The sequence below is a fragment of the Paenibacillus sp. BJ-4 genome (genome assembly GCF_020404765.1).
In the GTDB taxonomy this organism is placed as follows: domain Bacteria; phylum Bacillota; class Bacilli; order Paenibacillales; family Paenibacillaceae; genus Paenibacillus.
On sequence record NZ_JAIVEM010000027.1, the window covers coordinates 262,853 to 283,478 of the forward strand.

The window sequence follows — 20,626 nt, forward strand, 5'->3', positions numbered from 1 at the left end:
TCAATAATACTACGCCGCTGTGGTTTGTGTGCCTCTGCTGTTCCATTTTACAGCCAGCCCCAAGCTAAGAAGGAGGATGGCCGCCCCGAAAATGTACGGCAAATTGATATGCACCTCGAACAACGTACCCGCCAGCGCAGGTCCAAGAATATTACCGATACTCATATAGGCATTGTTCATCCCGGCTGCAACGCCCTGCTCATCTCCTGCCATTTTGGATAAAGCAGTATTGATAGCTGGCCGCAGGAGCGACGTGGCGGTGAAGAAAATGAGTGATACCCCAAGTACATAATAAAAGTTGCCAGAGAGCAGCATAAGCACAAGGGAAATCGCAGAAAACAGAAAGGAGCCGATAATCACACCTTTTTCACCAAAACGATTCAACATCGGACTGATGACCACAGCCTGAATCACTGTCCCCACCAATGCGCCTACTGTAATGATGATGGCAATATCACGCTCATTGTAATGAAACTTGCCTGTTACGAAGAAAGGGAACATCGTTTCAAAATGTGTCAGCCCAAACGTAAGCGTGAATATCATAATCAGCAGCATAAAATACGGTTTGTGAAAAGAAAGTGCAAACTGCTTAATCACATTATCGCGCTTAACCTTAACATTGCGAAATTTCAACTGCTTCTCCAACGACAAGGTTTCAGGCAGCAAAATCAATGAGATCAGCGCAGCCAAGCCCGATACGCCAGCCGAAACATATAAAGGCGTGCGCAGTGAGATATCCGCCAGCAAGCCGCCCACACCAGGGCCGATAACAAAGCCTAGAGACATGGCAGCGCCTAGCAAGCCCATTCCTCTACCACGATTGTGTACCGTTGTAATGTCGGCAATATAAGCCATCATCGGAGGAATCATAAAGGCAGCGCCCGCTCCTCCCAGCAACCGGGAAATGTACAGCATCGTCAACGAGTGTCCAATAGCAAACAATACAGAAGACACCGTCATGATTACCAAACCGGTAATAATCATTTTTTTACGTCCGTATTTATCGGACCATTCCCCAGCTAACGGTGAAAACAGAAACTGGGTCAAGCCAAACACAGCAACCAGGTAGCCTCCCGTTTCACCACTGCCTCCCAGGGAATTCATAAATTTCGGCAGGATGGGAATGATAAGGCCAATTCCCAGCATGGCAATAAACATATTAATCATCAAAATGACCAGCGGTCCCATTTTCAACTGTTGTTGTGAATCTGACATGTTGCGTTTTGTCCTCCTCAGTTCTTTATTTCGTATGCGAAAAGCTTATTTTGCAGCTATTTCATCAAAACTCTTCATTATATTAATAGAGCGAGAGACAAATAACAATCAAAAAATACTTCCGCTAACCCTGAATGTTTCCTTTGACAGGACAGCAAAAAGAAACATTCACATGCTTGAGCAAAACGGAAGCTCCAAAAAAATCACAATTAAGCGATATCGAAAAATGGAAAGGACGGATTTCACCCCACCCTCCGTTCCTTATTGGGGATCCTCGAATAGCTCATGCAGCATCTTTTCCTTGTTGTTCAGAAATTGCTTCATAATGATGAAATGATCGGTTTCCTCCAGCGTTCGGGTTTCGATTCCTTCATGTGTCAGATGATACAGGATGGAGTTAGGATAGGCCATCAAAATCGGGGAATGCGTAGAAATGATAAATTGTGAGCCCTGCTGTACGAGTTCGTGAATACGTGCAAGCATGCCCATCTGGCGCAAAGGCGATAACGCAGCCTCCGGTTCATCCAGAATATACAAGCCCTGTCCGCCAAAGCGATGCACAAATGCTGCAAAAAAAGACTCGCCATGCGACTGCTCATGCAGTGATTTTCCCCCGTAGGAGTTCCGAATCGGCCGTCCTCCTCCTTCTCGATCCAGCTCGTCAATATGAGTAGCTACATTATAGTAGCTCTCCGCACGGAAAAAGAAGCCGTCCCTCGGCTTATCTACTCCTCTCACCAACCGGATATGCTCATGCAGCGAGGAATGTGTGGCCTGTGTTGAAAAATTAAAATTTTTAGTGCCACCCTCCGGATTAAATCCCCACGCGACTGCGATTGCCTCCATAAGCGTCGATTTACCTACACCATTTTCTCCAACGATATAGGTAACGGAAGGATGGAATTTGAGTTCATTCCACTGGTGAAGAGCCTTTAAGTTAAAAGGGTATTGGCTTCTGTCAGCATCTGGAGGCCATAACAGCTCCAATCTACGTATAAAAAGATTGCGATCCCATATACTCATGTCTGATTCAACTCCATCGCCAAGCAATTTACTAGGTATTCCATCATTATATTGGAATTATTTACAGTGATCAATCTGAAATCCCATTTTCGTAACCCTTCTGTTGTTATTCGAGCGATTATTACAGGTATAATATATAGAAGCCTGTTTAGTGGGGCACGAAATCTCTGTGTTTTATTCAGTAGGGTATAGTTCATTATTTTTTCAGGCAGGTGAATCTATGAATTCAAATCACAAACCGGTCCAATCCTTTAAAATCGTACAGTTCATGATAACCATCTACAGGCAGCGAATGACACGTATTTTGCTACCGCTGGCTGTACTGGCTTTTATTATATGGGAAGCCGGACGCGAGCTGAAAGGCTTCAATCTGGCGCGGATGCTTCATGAGCTGCGGCGAATGGATGCCACATTTCTCATCGAGATTGGCTTGTTCTCACTGGTAGCGGTGGCGGCCATGAGCGCATACGATTACGTGATCAGGCATCATTTCAAGCTTCAGGTCAAGCCTGGAGTAACATTCCGATATGCCTGGATCTCCAATACCTTCAATAATGTCTTTGGCTTTGCAGGCTTTACAGGTGCGGGGCTTCGCACTGTGCTGTACAAAAAAAACGGCGTACCGCTGGGTGTCATCACCTCTGCGGTTGTGTTCCTTTCGCCTGTCGTCATTACCGGATTGTCTTTGCTGGCTTGGGGAGCCATCGTCCAGCTGTATTCGGTACAGCCCGTGCTGGATGCTCATCCATGGCTTCATTGGGCGCTATGGGGAATGGCGTTGTACCTGCCGTTATTTTTGGTCATGCAACGATCCAAACGGTACGGCAAATGGTTCAACAAGGGAGAAGGCCAGCTTGCTTGGTCCACAATCTCCGCCTCCATTGGCGCTTCGCTGCTGGAATGGCTGCTGGCTGGTCTTACCTTTGCATGGATTGGCTCACACTTGCTCCATGAGCTGCCGATCAATGCCGTGTTCGGCATTTATGTGATTGCCGCGATTGCCGGACTCATCAGTCTTGCACCCGGAGGAGTCGGCGCTTTCGACATCATTGCCCTGCTCGGACTGCAATTGGCAGGCGCTAATCCAGATCGGGCACTGGCTGTGCTACTGGTCTTTCGCGTCTTTTATTACATCATTCCATGGCTGATCGGCTTGGTCTTAGCCGCCCTGGAGATGATTCCGCGCAACGAGCGCCTGAGCCAGTTGGCTGAGACAGGCTGGGATTACTCCCTTAATGCCTGGCAGAAGGTATGGGGCTGGCCCGGCCAGTTCCGGTTTTTGGCCGATCTTGGGGTATGGGCGCTGGGTAAGCTGGTACTCATCTCCGGCGTTGTGCTTCTTTTGTCTGCGGCTACGCCCGGCCTGTTATATCGGCTCCGTTTTGCCGAGCATTTGCTCAGCCTGCCTGTTATGCGCTTATCGCACGAAATCTCGGTCATCATCGGGATTATGCTTGTCGTCCTGTCCCACGGGATCTCTCTGCGTATTCGTAGAGCATTGCGATTGACATTGATGCTGCTGCTGGCGGGCGCTATGTTCACCTTCATCAAGGGTCTGGATTTTGAAGAGGCCTTGTTCCTGCTGTTCGTGGCGTTAATGCTGTGGATTTCACGTTCACGGTTTTATCGGGTCAGTGCACCGCTGAATCGGCACAACATTTTAATATGGGGTGGATTATCTCTGCTCGTGACCGGGGCTTATTTTATGATTGGAGCAGGCTCCAATACTCCGTTTATGCGTCATCTGCATGCCAAGGTTCATCTGGATTTTTTTATGAATCGCAGCGATTATGGGGTTACTGCCGTGTTCAGTTTGATTTTGGCATGGGTGTTTCTGACGGTGTATTTCTTCCTCAGACCGCAACGCGTAATCGCTAATCTGCCCGACGCGCAGGAGCTGGATAAGCTAAAAGAGTTTTTGGAACGGCAGGGCGGCAATCTCGTTTCTCATATGCTTTTTCTTGGTGATAAGTATCTGTATTGGACCAAGGACGAGCAAGTCGTTATTCCCTATGCTCGTAGCCGGGACAAGCTGATTGTATTGGGCGACCCGCTCGGTCCAAAAGAGGGTGTGAGTGAAGCGATCCAGGAATTCCAACGCTTCGCAGACCGATATGCGTTGACGGCTGTATTTTATCAGGCATCACCGGAGTATTTGTCCATCTATCACGAGAACGGCTATCGCTTTTTCAAGCTGGGCGAGGAAGCGCTGGTGCCACTGGAATCCTTTACACTGACAGGCAAAAGCAACCAGGCGCTGCGCAGCGCCAAAAACCGCTTTGACCGCGAGGGCTACACATTCGAAATGATTCAGCCGCCTTTAGAGGCGTCACTGATTGAGGAAATGCGTCATATTTCAGATATCTGGCTGGACGGACGCAAGGAGAAGGGGTATTCACTCGGCTGGTTCAAAGAGCCTTATCTTCAGTTAGCACCGATTGCATTGTTAAAGGACCCTGAAGGAAAGGTCATCGCCTTTGCTACAATGGCCCCTGCCTATGATCATGGACAGACGGTTTCCATTGACCTGATGCGTCACCTGCCCGACACGCCGAATGGCACGATGGACTACTTATTCACACGGGTTATTGAGTGGGCCAAGGAGAGCGGTTATACGACATTTAATCTGGGCATGGCACCGCTGTCTCAGGTAGGACAAAGTGAAAAAGCACTGCGCGAGGAAAAGCTGGCCCGGCTCGTGTTTCAATACGGCGGGCATTTTTATGGCTTTCAGGGGCTTCGACGCTTTAAAGATAAGTTCAAGCCGCAGTGGGAGCCACGCTATTTGGCCTATCCAGCTTCTGTCTTTCTGCCGATTCTGACGCTGGAGCTGGTATATCTCGTGTCCAAGCGTTCGGACTAAACCCAATTATTTTGGCAACCTAATACGACATAAGAAAAGGGTGTTCCCCAACCACGACGGTTGCAGGAACACCCTTTTATATTCACAAATTTTCTTAGAAGCTACCTTTTACAACAACTTCAGACAGTGGGAAACGTCCTGATGGACGTGCTGGCACTTGTGCCTTACCTACACTAATAAGCATAGTAGGTAGGTAACGTGCTGGAATATTGAATTGCTCAATCAGCTGTGCAGGAATGAAACCGCCCATTGCGCAAGTGTCATAGCCCAGAGATTTAGCAGCCAGCATAATATTTTGTGCTGCAAGAGCAGAGTTCAGGATCGCTGCATCGCGAGCTACCTGCGGGTTTTGGTACGCACCGTTGATTTGACCTACCAATGCATCACGGATTTCCGCTGGAAGTGCGCCTGCTTCTACCGCTTGATCATAAATGACGGTGTTGCGGTTCGCTTCCAAATCACCCAATACGGCAATCGTTACGGAGCTTTCCGCTACTTGGCCCTGGTTGTAGGCGATAGGCAGCAATTTTTGTTTGTCTGCTTCGCTTTCGATCACAAGGAATTTCCAATGTTGAAGGTTCCAAGCGGAAGGAGCTTCTATCGCCGCAGTCAAAATGGCCTTCAAATCTTCCTCTGGCAATTTAAAATCCTTAACATAGCTCTTTACCGCGTGTCTTTCACTAATAGTAGATAGGGTTTCATTTTTTGGACTACTCGACATTCTGGGCACACTCCTAATTTCTCATAATATATATCTAACTTAAATCCTTATTAACTTCCCAAACTACTGCAATTATAAAAATGATAGTGAATGATGTCAATATGTTTAAGTATGACCCCGCACTCAAAATACAGTACAATACGGATAAGACACTCATATCGGCAGATGCCCGCCGATCGGACAAGACACGATGAGTTCATTTTGTTCTCATTTGAATGAAAAAAGGAGCGTTACTATGATTGGATCGTTTAAAAAAACGGATATTGCTTTGTTTGCCGCCTGGGTTGTAGCTTGTGTGGCTACATTAGGCAGTCTGTATCTCAGTGAGATTTTGGGGTATGAGCCTTGTAAGCTGTGCTGGTTTCAGCGCATTCTGATGTATCCCCTGACCCTTTTGCTCGGGATCGCTTATTTTCGGGGAGATACGGGAATACGTCGTTATGTCATGCCGCTGGCTATCATTGGAGGCGCCATTTCGGCCTATCATTTTACGATTCAGCGTATCCATGCAGCTGCCAAAGCAGCTACGCAAGCTTCAACCTCCTGCGGCAGAGTATCCTGTGAACAGGATTATCTGAACTGGTTTGATTTTATCACCATTCCTTTTCTCGCACTTATTGCCTTTATCCTTATTATTGCAGCGATGGGTTATATGATGCGCCAGGAGAAAAAATCAGCTCAGGGAGAGGTACAAGCAGAGGATCTCGCATAAGCATAATAGAGACCCGATTATAGGGCCAGGTATCACCTTGAGGCGTATAATCCGCTTGTCGGAGGAAAGACTGTAACTAAATATATCCATTACATATGTGCTATAATAATAGAGGTTTGCAGTCTGTCCAACAACGCTTACATTCCTTATAAAGGGGGCCCAGTTCATGTTTCATATCAGCACCCCAATTCTGCAATATGGCGCGACCTTCGGCATGATTTTGATCGCTGTTTCGGCTATTTTTATCCGCATGAAGACAGGTCATCGCCCCGTTAACGCCAAAAAGATTATCATTCCTCCACTCGGCATGAGCACCGGTTTTATGATGTTTGTCGTGCCGGAGGTACGGGTTCCCTCGCTTTGGGCGCTGGGCGCTTTTCTGATCGGCTGGTTTATCTTTTCCTATCCACTGATCCGCAGCACCAAGTTTGAACTGCAAGAAGGGCAGGTTTTCGTGCAACGCTCGCGTACCTTCTTTTTTATCCTGATCAGCCTGCTGCTCGTCCGACTGCTGCTGCACGAGTTTATTCAGCATTACATTACCATTCCGCAGACAGCAGGGCTATTTTTCATATTAGCCTTCGGAACATTACTGCACTGGCGGCTACGTATGTATTTTCAATATCGCGAATTTGTTCCGAGCTAGACGTAAGCCCGCATCTGACCAACAGATACTTACATGCATCATGGCATGTTGCTGTATAGACCAAAAAAGACACGTTCTCCCAGCAGAAGGGCGTGTCTTTTTGGTTTCTATTTGCATCGCACGTCAGAACATTCATTATTTTTCCCGCTTCAACTCATTCAAGCCGTTAATCTGTACGCTGCCCAGTCGCTGTCTGTTTCCTATTGCTGGGTCAAAATGATCGGGCCGTCCGCTGTAATAGCCAGCGTGTGCTCGTATTGCGCCGACAAGCCGCCGTCCAGCGTACGTGCGGTCCAGCCGTCCGCATCAATTTTACTGCGGTATGTTCCTGTGTTGAGCATCGGCTCAATCGTAATGACCATGCCTTCTTTCAGACGGGGTCCACGATGTGGTGGTCCATAGTGCGGAACCTGCGGTTGCTCATGCATTTCTTCTCCGATGCCGTGACCGATGAATTCGCGTACAACCGAGAAGCCCTCCGCTTCTGCATAGGTTTGAATCGCATGGGAAATATCCCCGATCCGGTTACCGATAACGGCCTGCTCGATCCCTTTGTACAGAGATTCCTTGGTGACGTCCAGCAGCTTTTGTGCCTGCTCAGACACATTACCTACTGCATACGACCAAGCGGAATCTGCCAGCCAGCCGTTCAGGTTCACAACCATGTCGATCGTCACGATGTCCCCGTCCTTCAACGGTGTCTTGTTCGGAAAGCCATGGCAAATCACATCGTTAGGTGACCCGCAGGTTGCAAACTGGTAGCCGTTGTAGCCCTTTTGCTCTGGCGTTGCGCCATGCTTTTTCATGAACGATTCCGCAAAGGCGTCAATTTCCAGTGTTGTAATGCCCGGCTTGATCATTTTGGCAATTTCCCGGTGACAAGCAGCCAAAATCTCGCCAGCTTTTTTCATATTTTCAATTTGTTCTTTGGTTTTAATGATAATCATTAAACGGTCTCCTTCTTTTCCGTGTTCGTTCCACTTTTCACTGCTTCCTTTTGCTGCTTCTATTGTAACGCTAAAAGCAGCGAAATGGAACCGATGTCAATTGATATCGTTTACAAGTGTCTTAAACGGGGTATATAATACCCGTAACTTGTATACAAGTATGCAAAGTCATTTCCAAGATAGCATATCCTATGAACTATCCAACAACCTGGTTACAGGGTGCATCCCTAGGGGAAAGATTGCTTGTGAACTCCGGCTTACGATTCACAACCATTGCACCTTTGCAAACGCTTTAAATCAGGGGAACACGCAGGAGTTATTCGAGTTTATTGAGGATGATAAGGAGGCATGACTTCATGAACACACTATTCGGTTTGAGCCATAATGTTTCACTGCTCATATGGGCGCTAGTTACTGTCATTCTTTTGATTTTGCTGATTGCCAAATTCAAATGGAATCCCTTCGTTTCACTGCTGCTCTCCTCCGTATTTCTCGGGCTGGTTAACGGGATGCCGGGACATGAAGTCACTGCCTCTATTACCAAGGGACTGGGCGGCACGCTCGGCTCCATTGCTATCGTCATCGGACTCGGCACCATGCTTGGCAAAATGATGGCAGAATCCGGCGGTGCCGAACGCATCGCGACTACACTGATGGATCGTTTTGGTGAAAAACACGTCCATTGGGCGATGATGATTGTAGGCTTTATCGTGGGAATTCCGGTATTTTTTGAGGTTGGTATTATTTTATTAATTCCCATCCTGTTCACGGTTGCCCGTAAAATGAATATGTCTCTGCTGAAAATCGGTATTCCAATGCTGGCAGGACTATCGACGGTACACGGCCTTTTACCACCCCACCCGGCTCCGATGATCGCGATTGAAGCCTTTAACGCCAATATTGGACGCACGATAGGATATGCACTCATCGTGGGCATCCCATCCGCCATTATTGCAGGCCCTGTCTTCGGCGCTTGGATTGGCAAAAGAATCATGGTCAGACCTTCCGAGAAGCTGGACGAGCAGTTCAGAAATACGACGGGACGGTCGTTGCCTCCTTTTTGGATTACTTTGTTCACCATTTTGTTACCTGTTATTCTAATGCTTAGCGGATCAGTCGCTGAAATTGTAGACCCGGCCAATACACATCCGCTCACTGTATTTTTCAAATTCATTGGTGATGAGGTTATGGCATTACTAATTGCGGCGGTGTTTTCTTTTTTCTCGCTAGGCTATGCACGTGGTCTAAAGAAAGAGGACTTGTCCCGTTTTACCAGTGAATGTCTGGCACCAACAGCCTCTATTATCTTAATTATCGGCAGCGGCGGTGCATTTAAAACCGTGCTGATTGACAGCGGCGTGGGTCAGGCCATAGCTGCAGTCGCTACAGGAGCGCATATGAACGTAATCGTATTTGCTTTTCTGGTCGCTGCGCTCATTCGTGTAGCCACCGGGTCCGCGACGGTCGCGATGACGACAGGCTCCGGTATTGTCGCACCTGTACTGGCACTCACACCCGGCGCGAATGTCGAGCTGGTCGTCCTGGCTACCGGGGCTGGATCGCTGATGCTGTCTCATGTGAATGATGCCGGTTTTTGGATGATCAAGGAATTTTTCAATATGACCGTTCCGCAGACTCTAAAATCATGGACCGTTATGGAAACCATCCTCTCCCTGGTCGCTTTCGGTTTGATTATGCTGCTAAGTGTGTTAATTTAACGATAATGAGCTAATAACGGTAAGTGAAGGGGAGATTGACTATGACAGACACCCGATACATGATCGGCGTCGATATCGGTACGACTAGTACCAAGGCAGTGCTTTTTGAAGAAAACGGCAATATTGCCGCCCAGCATCATGTAGGCTACCCGCTGCATACACCTGAGCCCGATGCAGCGGAACAGGACCCGGAGGATATTTTCAATGCCGTTGTGACAACGGTGCAGGAGGTCATGAAGCAAAGCGGAGTACCAGCCGAGCATGTACTCTTCGTCTCTTTCAGCTCAGCCATGCATAGCGTACTGGCGGTGGACAAGAACGGCAAGCCGTTGACCGCCTCCATCACCTGGGCAGATAACCGCAGCGCCAAATGGGCTGAAGCGCTCAAGCATAAGTACAACGGACACGACATTTACTTACGCACAGGGACGCCCGTTCACCCCATGTCACCGCTGACGAAGCTGATGTGGATTACACGGGATTTACCGGATGTTGCAGCTCAAACGTACAAATTCATCTCCATTAAAGAATATGTATTCGCCCGGTTATTCCAGCAATATGTCGTGGATCATTCGATTGCATCCGCTACGGGTCTTATGAATTTGCAGCAGCTGGATTGGGACGAGGAAGCGCTGCGCATTGCAGGTATAACGAAAGAACAGCTATCCGAGCTGGTGCCGACGACTCATGTACTGCAAGGGCTGGACAAGAACTACGCCCATGACATGGGCCTACTGGAAACGACTCCTTTTGTTATTGGGGCCAGTGACGGTGTCTTGTCCAACCTCGGTGTGAATGCAATCAAACCGGGGGTTGTGGCTGTCACAATCGGCACCAGCGGGGCCATCCGTACCGTGGTTGATCAGCCGCTGACCGATGCCAAGGGACGTTTTTTCTGTTACGCATTGACCGAAAAGCAGTGGGTGATCGGTGGCCCGGTGAACAACGGCGGGATTGTGTTCCGCTGGATCCGGGATGAATTTGCAGCCTCCGAGGTGGAAACTGCCAAGCGATTGGGGATCGATCCGTATCATGTACTGACCCAAATCGCGGAACAGGTACGTCCCGGCTCGGACGGCCTGCTTTTCCTTCCGTATTTATCCGGTGAACGTGCACCTCTGTGGGACCCGAATGCACGCGGCTCTTTCTTCGGCCTATCCCTGCGCCACAAAAAGGAGCATATGATTCGCGCCGCACTGGAAGGGGTACTGTTCAACCTGTACACGGTCATGCTGGCTATGGAAGAGGTCATCGGCAGGCCGTCGGTCATTCACGCTACTGGCGGATTCGCACGCTCTGAGCTGTGGCGTCAGCTCATGGCAGATATTTTCGACCAGGAGGTCATTATCCCCGAAAGTCTGGAAAGCTCCTGTCTGGGCGCAGCTATTCTGGGCTTATATGCACTGGGACGGATTGATTCGCTGGACGCAGTCTCCGATATGATCGGCACCACTCACCAGCATAAGCCTGTGGCAGAGCATGTAGATATATACCGTGATTTACTGCCGATTTATATCCGCATCTCGCGTAAGTTTGAAGAAGAGTTCAAGGATATTGCGGAGTTTCAGAACAAGTCCCTACAAGCCTCAAATTAATGGAACCTGTTACAGCATTGTGGCGTATTACCGTTTCATAAGAACCTGTCTATGTCAGTTAATGATATAAAAAATCACTGGACAGGATAAGAAGGAGGATTAGACGATGCTCAAAAAAATACTGCACCGCCTGCTACATTCCACCTCTCATTCTCATAAGCGGCGATACAGCAGCTCAGATCGTTATTACGACCGTAGACGCCATTCTTCATCAGACGGTTACAGAAACAGCCATAACGGTCACCGATATTACAAGGACAAACGCCGTCACTACTCCAGTTCCTAGCCAAGTAACAAAAAACGATGACGGAATAGAATGTCACACAGGAAGCAAGCCACGGGCTTCTTCAAGCCCTATAAAGCGAAGACCCTTCTCAACACGGGCCTTCGCTTTATTGTTGTACATCCTTCGTTATGCAGGACAACATCTGTGCATTTTAAAGGAAATCGGCTATGACCGAAATTACAGAAACAGGGTTTTGGATATAATCACCAACAAAATGAACAGAACCAGAATTGCTCCTATAGAGGTCCAGGCTCCTACGCCGTAATGCATACCGCCTACTCCACACATATGACTCATTTACAACACTCCTTTCGCTCATTTACAGGATCATTGTATGTAGACCTGGTCAAATGCGTAAGGGGGCATTCCCCCATTTTTACGGCGAATACCTGGCTATCTTTATGGACTGGTATTACGGATTAACCTCAAGCTGAAGCAATGCTTCCTCCAGCTCCAGTATAAATTGCCGGCTATGTTCATACCGCGGACCCATCTGAAAAAGCCGCTCCAGCATACGACGCACAGGTGGACTCAGCTTCAATTCCTCCTGCCAGCTTCCCGATGGTTGATCCGGCTGAGGCTCGTAGCTGCTATACAGCATAAAAAGCATCAAGTGGCCGACATCATACAAATCGCTATAGACAGCGACGTCCTGCCGCTCAGATGCGCGCTTGTCCAGCATGGATTCAGTGAATACATCCTCCTGTCGTTCTCCTACCGCCAGCGCAAGACCAAAGTCGATCAAGTATAGTTTCCCTTCTCGATGAAGCACATTCGGTATCCGGATATCCCGATGGATATAGCCACGTTCATGCACATGCATAACCCGCTCCATCAGCTCCAGCATGTAGACGATGCATTCCCGTTCTGTAAAAGAACGCTCCTCTTCAAATATAAGCTCCTCCAGTGTCCTACCCGAGATATATTCCATGACCAGGTACATTCCTTTCGGAGGCTCTACCCTTTCGAGCAGCTTCGGGATATAGGGATGGTCCATCTGCTGCATGATATCGGCCTCACGCTGCAGCAGCTGAACTGCCTTCGCCCGCTTGCTCGGTCTGGGCAGCTTGACCGCTACCTCCTGCCCACTCTGTCCGTCCTGACAGAGATAGGTCAGACCATAGCTGCCCATGCCCAGCAGCGAAAGAATACGATAACGTTCGTTGAGTATATCGCCAGGCTGTTTCGGGTAATCGATCCATGATTGATAAGCGTTTCGCAACCAAGCAAACATTCTTCTGCCCTTTCCTATACACGCCGCGTCAAACCTCTCTCTATGCGACCTGTTCTCTTATTCTTTTGTTCTTGTATGCCACCATTATACCACCACAATAAAGACCATCAGAGCCGGGACGGTCTGATGGCCTTATCAGAAAAACAGAAAAATAAGGGTTATGCCTCTCTACGTCTGCGCGGCGCCAACCCGAGCCAGGATAGCAGCGAACTGCGCGATTTGCGCTGTCTGCCCTGATAGGTGCGCAAATTGGTGATTAACTGTCGATCCCGTTCCTCATCAGCCCGTTCTTTCATCCAGCGTTTTTGATCCTCCAGTTGGTTAGAAAGGCTAATATTTTTTTCCACCAAACGGCTATGCTCCGCTTCCAGCTCTTCCAGGCGACTTCGCATCTCCAGCAAGGCACTTTGCACCATATCCTGCATCTGCGTCAATTCTTGTGGCTCTATGGGCTCCTGCGTTTGTACTGATACAGGTGCTTGTTCCAGTCTGTGCTCAATGGTTAGCGCCAACGTCTGATACGGCTCCTGTGCCTGTAGCTGCACCGGTACCTCTGACAGCTCCTGTACATTGATTTCCTCCTGTAAGCCTGCCGACTCCAGGGTAGCAACGGCTTGCGCCTGTATCACATGCGCATCCCTGCCCTCAGCCGCCGCCAATATCTCCTCCCAGGTTGCAGTCAATGATTCCGCATCCGAGACGGGCGGCAAACGGAATTCTTCTTCCACGATTGGGAATGGTGCGGTCACCCTTTCAAGCACCGCCTGTACTGCCTGATCCATCGTCATATGATCTTCACGCAGCGCTTTTCGCATTACCCTTAAGCACTCTATATCTTCTGGACTGAACATTCTCGACTGGTTCGCGGAACGCTGAAACACATAGCCCTGCTCCTCCAGCGCTGCCGCATATTTACGAAGGGTACTTGCCCCGATTTCCAACTGTCTGGCCGCTTCCATCGTCGATTTGCTTTCTTCCATTGATCATTACCTCCCCGGATGGTATGGAAAGAAATAAGCTTGTATATGTACAATTCGCGGAATCAAATGGAAACCCTTTGGCAAAAAAGTTCTAATATTGCGGACTGCTAGGAACCTTTGTCATCACCCGCGATTTTTAAAAAATGCAAAAAACGACACGGCGGCGTTGCTTGGGATCTATGCAATTTTAGAGCTTTTCAAAACGTCACGTAAATGTCATATTTCCAGTGTTTTGATGGCATTATTCCTTCCATTGAAACAATGTATTTTTTAATTTATATAGATATTGCTTTAAAAAGGAATTGAACCAGCTTATCCTGTATTCCAGCAAAAACGTCGTTTAATTCACGCCTATGCTACGCTTCACCATAAAAAACATCTCTATTTCCAGTTACTTTTTCATCTTGCAGCATGAAGGTAAAACAATGGATATTTTCAAAAGATCAGCAATATGTTATGTTATGTAACGTAAAATGGATTTCAGACATAATTTGTAGCATATTAACGTTCACTGGAACGAGGAGGAAACATAAATGAAAGGGAAAACAAGGAAAGTAGCGATTGTCGGTGCGGGAATGGTCGGTTCGAGCTGTGCCTACTCAATGGTCAACCAGTCCATTTGTGACGAAATCATGATGATTGACCGCACATATGACCGGGCCTTGGCGCATGCGCTCGATCTATCCCATTGTATGGATTTTACGTCCACACGTACGAAGGTGCATGCGGGAACATATGCAGATTGCACGGATATGGATGTTGTGATTATAACAGCCGGGGCCAATCCGAAGCCGGGTCAAGACCGCCTGTCTGTATTGGACGACGCAGTGATCATCACTCGGGAGATTGTAGCATCTATTATGGAGGGTGGCTTCGACGGCATTTTCGTCATTGCAGCTAATCCTGTCGACATTGTGACCTATCTGGTGCAGAGCATTTCCGGCCTGCCGCGCAACAAGGTGATCGGTACGGGGACCTCTATTGACTCATCCCGTCTCAAGACGCTGCTTTCTGAAGTGTTTTCCATAGATCCACGCAGCGTGCAAGGGTATGTCCTTGGCGAGCACGGCGATTCCCAATTCGTCGCCTGGTCACACGTCACCATTGGCGGGAAGCCGCTCTTGCACATTCTGCGCCAGCATAAAGAGCGATTCAGCCACGTGGATCTGGACGACATTGCCCGGAAAACGAAGGATGCGGGCTGGGAAATTTACACCCGCAAAGGCGCTACTTATTTTGGCATAGCTAATGCGCTCGCCTATATTACCCGTTCCATTTTAAATGATGACGGTAAAATTATAGCAGTTTCAGCCGTATTGGACGGGGAGTACGGACATAGCGATGTCTGCACAGGCGTTCCGGCGATTATCGGCAGCAGAGGAATCCAGGAGATCATCGAGTTGGAGCTTAGCCCGGAAGAACAGACCAAGTTCGACGCCTCCTGCCGCCTTATCAGCGATAATATTCGTGCGCTGCCGGGCTTGGTGTAAAAACGTGCATCACACCGGACTGAATGCTCTTCAATCCGGTGTAACCATTTCATAAATTCCACCCTCTCAAATAACGGTGTTTCCTTTTTAAAATTGCAGAGTGACCATAATATTAAACCTGTGATTAATAGCCTCAATGCTCACATTCCCATCGTCTTTCTCCGTAATCTTTCGAATGTTTCTTCAGCACAAATTAGCTAGCTACCAAATTACCATACTCCCTTCAAACGAGGTGTTAATATGATTTATTGGTTTTTTCATCAACTGAACCCTCTTGTCCCCACTCTGCTCATTTGCCCCCTAATCGCCATTATAATAGGGATTATTTGTTCATTTCTTCATTTTAGGATTCTGCTGGGTGTAGGCATCGCTATTGTACTTCCTCTCCTGTTTATCACGACAAATATAGACACCTTTAAATCCAATTTGGACGCATGGGCGATGTATGGTATTATCTATGCCCTGATTACCTATGCTTCATTTAGAATAACTTCACGAGCTAGACGTTGAATCAGCTCTATATACCCATTCTGAGACATGTCCCGGAATGAATGAAAATAATAAAACAGAAAACAGATCGAGGTAAGCTTCATGTACCAGCAAGCTTACCTCCTATATCTCACTCTATATCTCTTTATAACGAAACACCGTCAGGCCCGAAATCAAAAACACGACAAAGCTACCTAGTACAACCATCATTAGTGTATCGGCTGGTACCATGAACGCCCCGAAGTCGTCGCTTCCGCTCGGCATCATCGCCAGTAAAGGCTGTACCCACGGATAATACGGAGCGTAGGTCTGGGAGTTGGCGATGAGAATATTCGGTACAGTAAAGACGAAATTCAAAGCAAGCGGTGCAGCAAAGCTGGACCACAGGAAGGACACCATGAGCTGCAGCGCAGCCAGCGGTAGACAGGCAACCCAGCCTGCGAGCAGACTTTGGGCGATCACGGCCCAAGGGATCGGTCCATTCATGTCCTGCACAGCTCCAACACCCAGCAGTGCTCCCCCGAACAATAGCTGGGTCAATCCGACCAAGGCCATAATGATCGTCAGCTTGGCCGCGTACAGGCTGGTGCGAGACAATGGCAATGACAGCAATTGCTTCCAACCGCCGCCCCCATGCTCGAATCGGCAGACCAAGGAGCCAAACACACCGGTCAGCATTGGCATGAACAGGAGCGCATGCATGGTGAGCATGGCCGACAACAGCAACAGCCAGTTTCCTCCCGGGTTCGCCAGCAGACCAACCAGCACGGCAATCGCCGGACTGACGAGTGCGAGCAGCCAGACGGGCGATTTAGCCATTTTCATACGTTCGACAGAAAGCAGCCGTACATATCCTCCGAACATTACGCCACATCCTTTCGACTAAAATGGGCCGCTGTCAGCAGGCTGAGGAGTACACCTGTTCCGCAGCCGATGGACGCGAATATCCACGCTTGAGGCGCAGCCCATGCGAATTGCGGCCAAGCCAGCGGAAACCATTCGGACAGCTGTGAAGCAAACAAGCTGCCGATGCCGAGCGTAATGCCCAGTGTTACAGGCAGCGCCTGATTTTGGAACGTGACCGTTAGCCACAACAGCAACACGAGTACAGGCAGCGTGCCGCCCAAGGGCCAAAATCCGAGTCGAAGCAATTCGCCCATCGGCGCAGACTCTTCCCCGAAACCAAGAAGTATTCCCAGCCCCCACGTTCCCACCGTCAGGAGCAGACAGGACACGCATAGCATTCCGATGGCCAGCGTTAGCTTGGCCATATAGACGCTGAATTTGGAAATAGGCAGGGCCAGCAACTGCTTCCAGGAGTTAGACGAATGCTCCACATTCGCCAGCATGGAAGCAACCATAGTGGCTCCTAATACCAGCGCAAGGGGTACGAAAAGAGCAATGTTATCCATCAAGGCTTCCCACAGACGGCCCTTATATCGCGGAATCAGATAGTCATAGCGGAGTCCAAAGTTCAGTCCCTGCATCGCCACCAATCCAATGGGACCGAGGAAAACCAGGAACCAGATTCCCTTTCTGCGTGCTTTGAGCAGATCCGCCTTCAACGCCCGCAGCATCATAGGGAGCCCCCTCCCTTGCCCACCACTTGCATGAACATATCCTCCAGCGATTTGCGGCGCTCCTCCACACGATACACGGCATGCGTGTTTTCGACCAATCTTCTGACCAGCAATGCAACAGCCGCATCATTCATGTTTTCAAAATCCAGTGCTGCTCCGTCCTTCACCGAATGATATCCCTGCTCACGTGCAATCAGTTGAGCCGCTTCCGGCTCCGATACTACGATACGGATGCCCCCTGCGGATTCCTGACGGAGATTGTGAATCGTATTTTGGAAGACCAGTTCGCCTTCACGGATAATGCCGACGGTATTGGCCATCTGTTCCACCTCGCTCAGCAGATGGCTGGATACCAGTACGGTGATCCCCCGTTCCTTGGGCATCGCTTGAATCAATTCGCGCATTTCCTGAATGCCTTCCGGGTCCAAACCATTGGTTGGCTCGTCCAGAATGAGTACTTCGGGATTCCCGAGCAGCGCCGCTGCAATACCAAGTCTCTGCTTCATGCCCAGCGAGTAGCCTTTGACCGGGCGTTTGGCATGCTTGGTCAGTCGAACAACCTCCAATACGTCCGCAATATTCTCTTTGGGCACATTCAGAATACGGCGAATGGCCTCCAGATTTTCGATTGCGTTCAAATGACCGTAATACGAAGGATACTCTACCAACGAGCCGACTTTACGCAAAATATCGAGCTTATGCCTGCGAATATCCTGTCCGAATATGCGGATCGTTCCCCGGGTTGGGCGAATGAGTCCAAGCAGCATTCGGATCGTTGTCGTTTTTCCCGCCCCATTCGGGCCGAGAAAGCCATAAATATCTCCACGCCCTATTTTCAGGTCCAGTTGGTTAACCGCAGCACGGCCTTTGTATATTTTGCTGAGACCGTTCGTTTCAATAATATATTCGTTCAAGTTCCTCACCTCGACACCTATCGTAACGTGCCAAGTTTAAAGCTGAGGGGACCCTTCGTTTAAGTTTTGTTTAAAAAACGGATTTGTGTTCCGGCAGAGGAACTGACAATATCCCTTTCCAGATTCATTTCACGAGCCAGCAGTTCTGTAATCGCCAAGCCAATCCCGGCTCCTTTTTCACTAGACTGGCGTTCCATTCCGGGCCCTTTATCTGCAATAACTAGCGCCGATTTCCCGTGATGCTCCTGTATATGAATACCAATATAGTGGCCTGAAGCGGCGTGGCGAACTACATTTTGCAAAAGATTATCCAGTAAACGGCGAAAGCCCTGCTCATCGACCTTCCACACTATACTATGCTCTGGCAGATCGATATCCACCTCAAAACCTTCCTTTTCCCACACCGGGTACCAGCTGGCCGCACACTCCCGCACCAGCCGCAGGATATCGCGTGGTTCATTTCTCAATGTGTATTTACCACTCGACAGCAGATTGTAGGTGAGCAGGTTGTCGATCAGACTCCCGAGGTCTTTCAGCTTATTTTCCATTAACATAATGGAATGCCTTCCCTTGACACTCAGATTCTCCGTTTCCAGTGTGTACAGATGGCTGCGTACAACCGTAAGCGGCGTCCGAATATCGTGTGACAGATCCGCCACCAGCCTTTTTCGCAGCTCTTCCTCCTGACGCTCACGCCCCCGACTATCCGCCAACTGCTCAACCATCTGATTGAACGCTTCCTCCAGCTTGCCGATTTCATCCGGGCGTTCAGTGGTGACAAGAATAGGTAGTCCATCCTCACCTCGCTGCGACATGGCCGCCTGAAGCCGCACCAGTCTGCGCCGAATGCCTACAAAGAACAGGAGAGACACGAATATAAAACCTGTAAGCATCAATACTATAAAAAAGAGGTAGTACATAAATATGCTGCTATCTGTATGCTGCTGTTCAAAGAATGAACGGGGCACTTTTAATACCATGTAGCCTTGATTCACATCTTCTTTGCCGCCGCCAATAAAGGCCACTACTGTGAACGGTCCCTCGTAGCTTGCTTGCTTCATAAAAGCTATAGCCTGCCCCGCACTCCATTGATTCGGGATATCCGGTTGTGTGGGTAGCTCCAGTCTTGTTTTCCCGGTGGCATCCACCCAAAATATTTGTGAATCAGGAAACATATCCCGCTGTATTTTGCGCAGATGGGCTGAGATTTGCTCGGGTGTGTTCCCCTTCAAGGCTATAGCTTCACGATGCCAGCTGCTTTCGGTACCGGTAGTTGAGGGATAGTGTGGGTTTTTAGGCGTGGAGTTCGTCTCCCAGTTAGACAACATACTATAGATAAGCACCGTAGCAGGCAGCACAATGGGCAATAGCAACATGGCTACCACAATAATCAGCAGATAGCGAAATAACAGCGAACTTCCAAAACGTCCTCCCTGACCAAGACCCGAGCTACGCAGCCTCCTCCAACCATTACGTGGCCCGTTCATTACGCCTTCACCCGATAGCCTACACCACGGATCGTCTCTATGATACGGGGATTCGCAGGGTCAATCTCCAGCTTCTCGCGCAGGTGCCGGATATGAACCATCAGCGTTTTGTCTCCGTCGATATACGGATCGCCCCACACAGCCTCATACATTTGCTCCTTGGTCATAATTTGGCCCAAATGCCGCAGCAAATAAGCAAAAATATGATATTGCTTGCCTGTTAACGTAATTTCTTCCCCGGTATCACGATTCACAATACGGTTATCAGGAGGATATACCGTGAGGTGTGCCAGTTGTATGGATTCTTCGGGTACGGCACCTGTTCGACGCAACAAAACCTCCATCCGTGCAATAAGCTCATCGGGATGAAAGGGCTTAGTCACATAATCGTCGGCAAAATCCAGTCCTTGCAGCTTATCATCAATGGAGGTACGGGCTGACAGCATAAGAATCGGCAGCTCCGGGCGCTCCTTCTTGAGCCGCTTGCCAATTGTGAATCCATCCAGACCAGGCAGCATCACATCCAAAATAACTAGCTGACACGTACGGGCTGCCTCCACAGCCCCATCCCCACTGCGAAGCCACCTTACAGCGTAATTTCGTTCTTCCAAATATTGATGCATCCATGCACCGATATCCTGATCATCTTCAATGTATAACACATTTGTTTTCATCGTAGGCACCTGCTTATCGTTTTTCTTTTATGTAATGGGCATTATAGCATTT

Annotated in this window: 19 protein-coding genes; 7 read left to right on the forward strand and 12 right to left on the reverse strand. The window is 48.9% G+C overall.

Features of this window, described 5'->3' with window-relative positions; genetic code table 11:
• Positions 1-9: 9 nt before the first annotated feature.
• Together LCF57_RS06255 and LCF57_RS06260 are read right to left on the reverse strand one after the other, a co-directional pair.
• On the reverse strand, positions 10-1,236 hold the full coding sequence (locus LCF57_RS06255) for an MFS transporter (protein ID WP_413232185.1): 1,227 nt from the start codon (positions 1,234-1,236) through the stop codon (positions 10-12).
• 240 nt (positions 1,237-1,476) lie between these two features.
• Positions 1,477-2,238: an AAA family ATPase gene (locus tag LCF57_RS06260; RefSeq protein ID WP_225999926.1), complete on the reverse strand. Its 762-nt coding sequence runs from the start codon at positions 2,236-2,238 to the stop codon at positions 1,477-1,479.
• Positions 2,239-2,458: 220 nt separating this feature from the next.
• Between LCF57_RS06260 and mprF the strand changes: the two genes are divergently transcribed.
• The gene (gene mprF / locus LCF57_RS06265) at positions 2,459-5,101 is read left to right on the forward strand and encodes a bifunctional lysylphosphatidylglycerol flippase/synthetase MprF (protein WP_225999927.1); all 2,643 of its coding nucleotides are present in this window, start codon (positions 2,459-2,461) and stop codon (positions 5,099-5,101) included.
• Between the two features lie 94 nt (positions 5,102-5,195).
• Here mprF and LCF57_RS06270 read toward each other — a convergent pair whose 3' ends face one another.
• Positions 5,196-5,822 (reverse strand): nitroreductase family protein, encoded by a 627-nt coding sequence (locus tag LCF57_RS06270; protein WP_225999928.1) that lies wholly within the window; start codon positions 5,820-5,822, stop codon positions 5,196-5,198.
• A 235-nt stretch (positions 5,823-6,057) separates the two neighbouring features.
• Here LCF57_RS06270 and LCF57_RS06275 point away from each other — a divergent pair, with 235 nt between their 5' ends.
• Together LCF57_RS06275 and LCF57_RS06280 are read left to right on the forward strand one after the other, a co-directional pair.
• Positions 6,058-6,534 (forward strand): disulfide oxidoreductase, encoded by a 477-nt coding sequence (locus tag LCF57_RS06275; RefSeq protein ID WP_225999929.1) that lies wholly within the window; start codon positions 6,058-6,060, stop codon positions 6,532-6,534.
• 166 nt (positions 6,535-6,700) lie between these two features.
• Positions 6,701-7,180: a CcdC family protein gene (locus LCF57_RS06280; protein ID WP_225999930.1), complete on the forward strand. Its 480-nt coding sequence runs from the start codon at positions 6,701-6,703 to the stop codon at positions 7,178-7,180.
• 200 nt (positions 7,181-7,380) lie between these two features.
• On the opposite strand, the gene map is transcribed toward LCF57_RS06280, so the two are convergent.
• Entirely contained in the window at positions 7,381-8,127 is a 747-nt protein-coding gene (gene map / locus LCF57_RS06285) for a type I methionyl aminopeptidase (RefSeq protein ID WP_007428495.1), read from the reverse strand.
• Between the two features lie 356 nt (positions 8,128-8,483).
• Here map and LCF57_RS06290 point away from each other — a divergent pair, with 356 nt between their 5' ends.
• The 3 genes from LCF57_RS06290 to LCF57_RS06300 all read left to right on the forward strand — a co-directional run bounded on the left by LCF57_RS06290 (position 8,484) and on the right by LCF57_RS06300 (position 11,726).
• Positions 8,484-9,845 carry a GntP family permease gene (locus tag LCF57_RS06290; RefSeq protein WP_225999931.1) on the forward strand — a complete coding sequence of 454 codons (1,362 nt, stop codon included), beginning with the start codon at positions 8,484-8,486 and terminating at the stop codon, positions 9,843-9,845.
• A gap of 41 nt (positions 9,846-9,886) precedes the next feature.
• Positions 9,887-11,440 carry a gluconokinase gene (gene gntK, locus LCF57_RS06295; RefSeq protein ID WP_225999932.1) on the forward strand — a complete coding sequence of 518 codons (1,554 nt, stop codon included), beginning with the start codon at positions 9,887-9,889 and terminating at the stop codon, positions 11,438-11,440.
• A gap of 106 nt (positions 11,441-11,546) precedes the next feature.
• The gene (locus tag LCF57_RS06300; protein ID WP_225999933.1) at positions 11,547-11,726 is read left to right on the forward strand and encodes a hypothetical protein; all 180 of its coding nucleotides are present in this window, start codon (positions 11,547-11,549) and stop codon (positions 11,724-11,726) included.
• A gap of 177 nt (positions 11,727-11,903) precedes the next feature.
• Here the strand turns inward: LCF57_RS06300 and LCF57_RS06305 are convergent, their stop codons facing one another.
• The 3 genes from LCF57_RS06305 to LCF57_RS06315 form a co-directional block, all read right to left on the reverse strand.
• Complete coding sequence (locus LCF57_RS06305; RefSeq protein WP_225999934.1) at positions 11,904-12,023, reverse strand: YjcZ family sporulation protein; 120 nt, start codon at positions 12,021-12,023, stop codon at positions 11,904-11,906.
• 115 nt (positions 12,024-12,138) lie between these two features.
• Complete coding sequence (locus LCF57_RS06310; RefSeq protein ID WP_225999935.1) at positions 12,139-12,960, reverse strand: serine/threonine protein kinase; 822 nt, start codon at positions 12,958-12,960, stop codon at positions 12,139-12,141.
• A 158-nt stretch (positions 12,961-13,118) separates the two neighbouring features.
• Positions 13,119-13,940, reverse strand: coding sequence for a MerR family transcriptional regulator (locus tag LCF57_RS06315; protein ID WP_225999936.1), 822 nt, complete (start codon positions 13,938-13,940; stop codon positions 13,119-13,121).
• Between the two features lie 533 nt (positions 13,941-14,473).
• Between LCF57_RS06315 and LCF57_RS06320 the strand changes: the two genes are divergently transcribed.
• Entirely contained in the window at positions 14,474-15,430 is a 957-nt protein-coding gene (locus tag LCF57_RS06320; protein WP_225999937.1) for an L-lactate dehydrogenase, read from the forward strand.
• Between the two features lie 624 nt (positions 15,431-16,054).
• Here LCF57_RS06320 and LCF57_RS06325 read toward each other — a convergent pair.
• From LCF57_RS06325 to LCF57_RS06345, 5 genes are read right to left on the reverse strand one after another with little or no spacing between them, the layout of a single operon-like run.
• The gene (locus LCF57_RS06325) at positions 16,055-16,783 is read right to left on the reverse strand and encodes an ABC transporter permease (protein ID WP_225999938.1); all 729 of its coding nucleotides are present in this window, start codon (positions 16,781-16,783) and stop codon (positions 16,055-16,057) included.
• Entirely contained in the window at positions 16,783-17,499 is a 717-nt protein-coding gene (locus LCF57_RS06330; protein WP_225999939.1) for an ABC transporter permease, read from the reverse strand. The genes LCF57_RS06325 and LCF57_RS06330 overlap by 1 nt, the downstream gene beginning before the upstream one ends.
• Positions 17,496-18,413, reverse strand: coding sequence for an ATP-binding cassette domain-containing protein (locus LCF57_RS06335; RefSeq protein WP_225999940.1), 918 nt, complete (start codon positions 18,411-18,413; stop codon positions 17,496-17,498). Before LCF57_RS06335 ends, LCF57_RS06330 begins: the two co-directional genes overlap by 4 nt.
• Before the next feature lie 59 nt (positions 18,414-18,472).
• The gene (locus tag LCF57_RS06340) at positions 18,473-19,900 is read right to left on the reverse strand and encodes a sensor histidine kinase (RefSeq protein ID WP_225999941.1); all 1,428 of its coding nucleotides are present in this window, start codon (positions 19,898-19,900) and stop codon (positions 18,473-18,475) included.
• Positions 19,900-20,574, reverse strand: coding sequence for a response regulator transcription factor (locus LCF57_RS06345; RefSeq protein ID WP_225999942.1), 675 nt, complete (start codon positions 20,572-20,574; stop codon positions 19,900-19,902). Before LCF57_RS06345 ends, LCF57_RS06340 begins: the two co-directional genes overlap by 1 nt.
• Positions 20,575-20,626 lie beyond the last annotated feature (52 nt).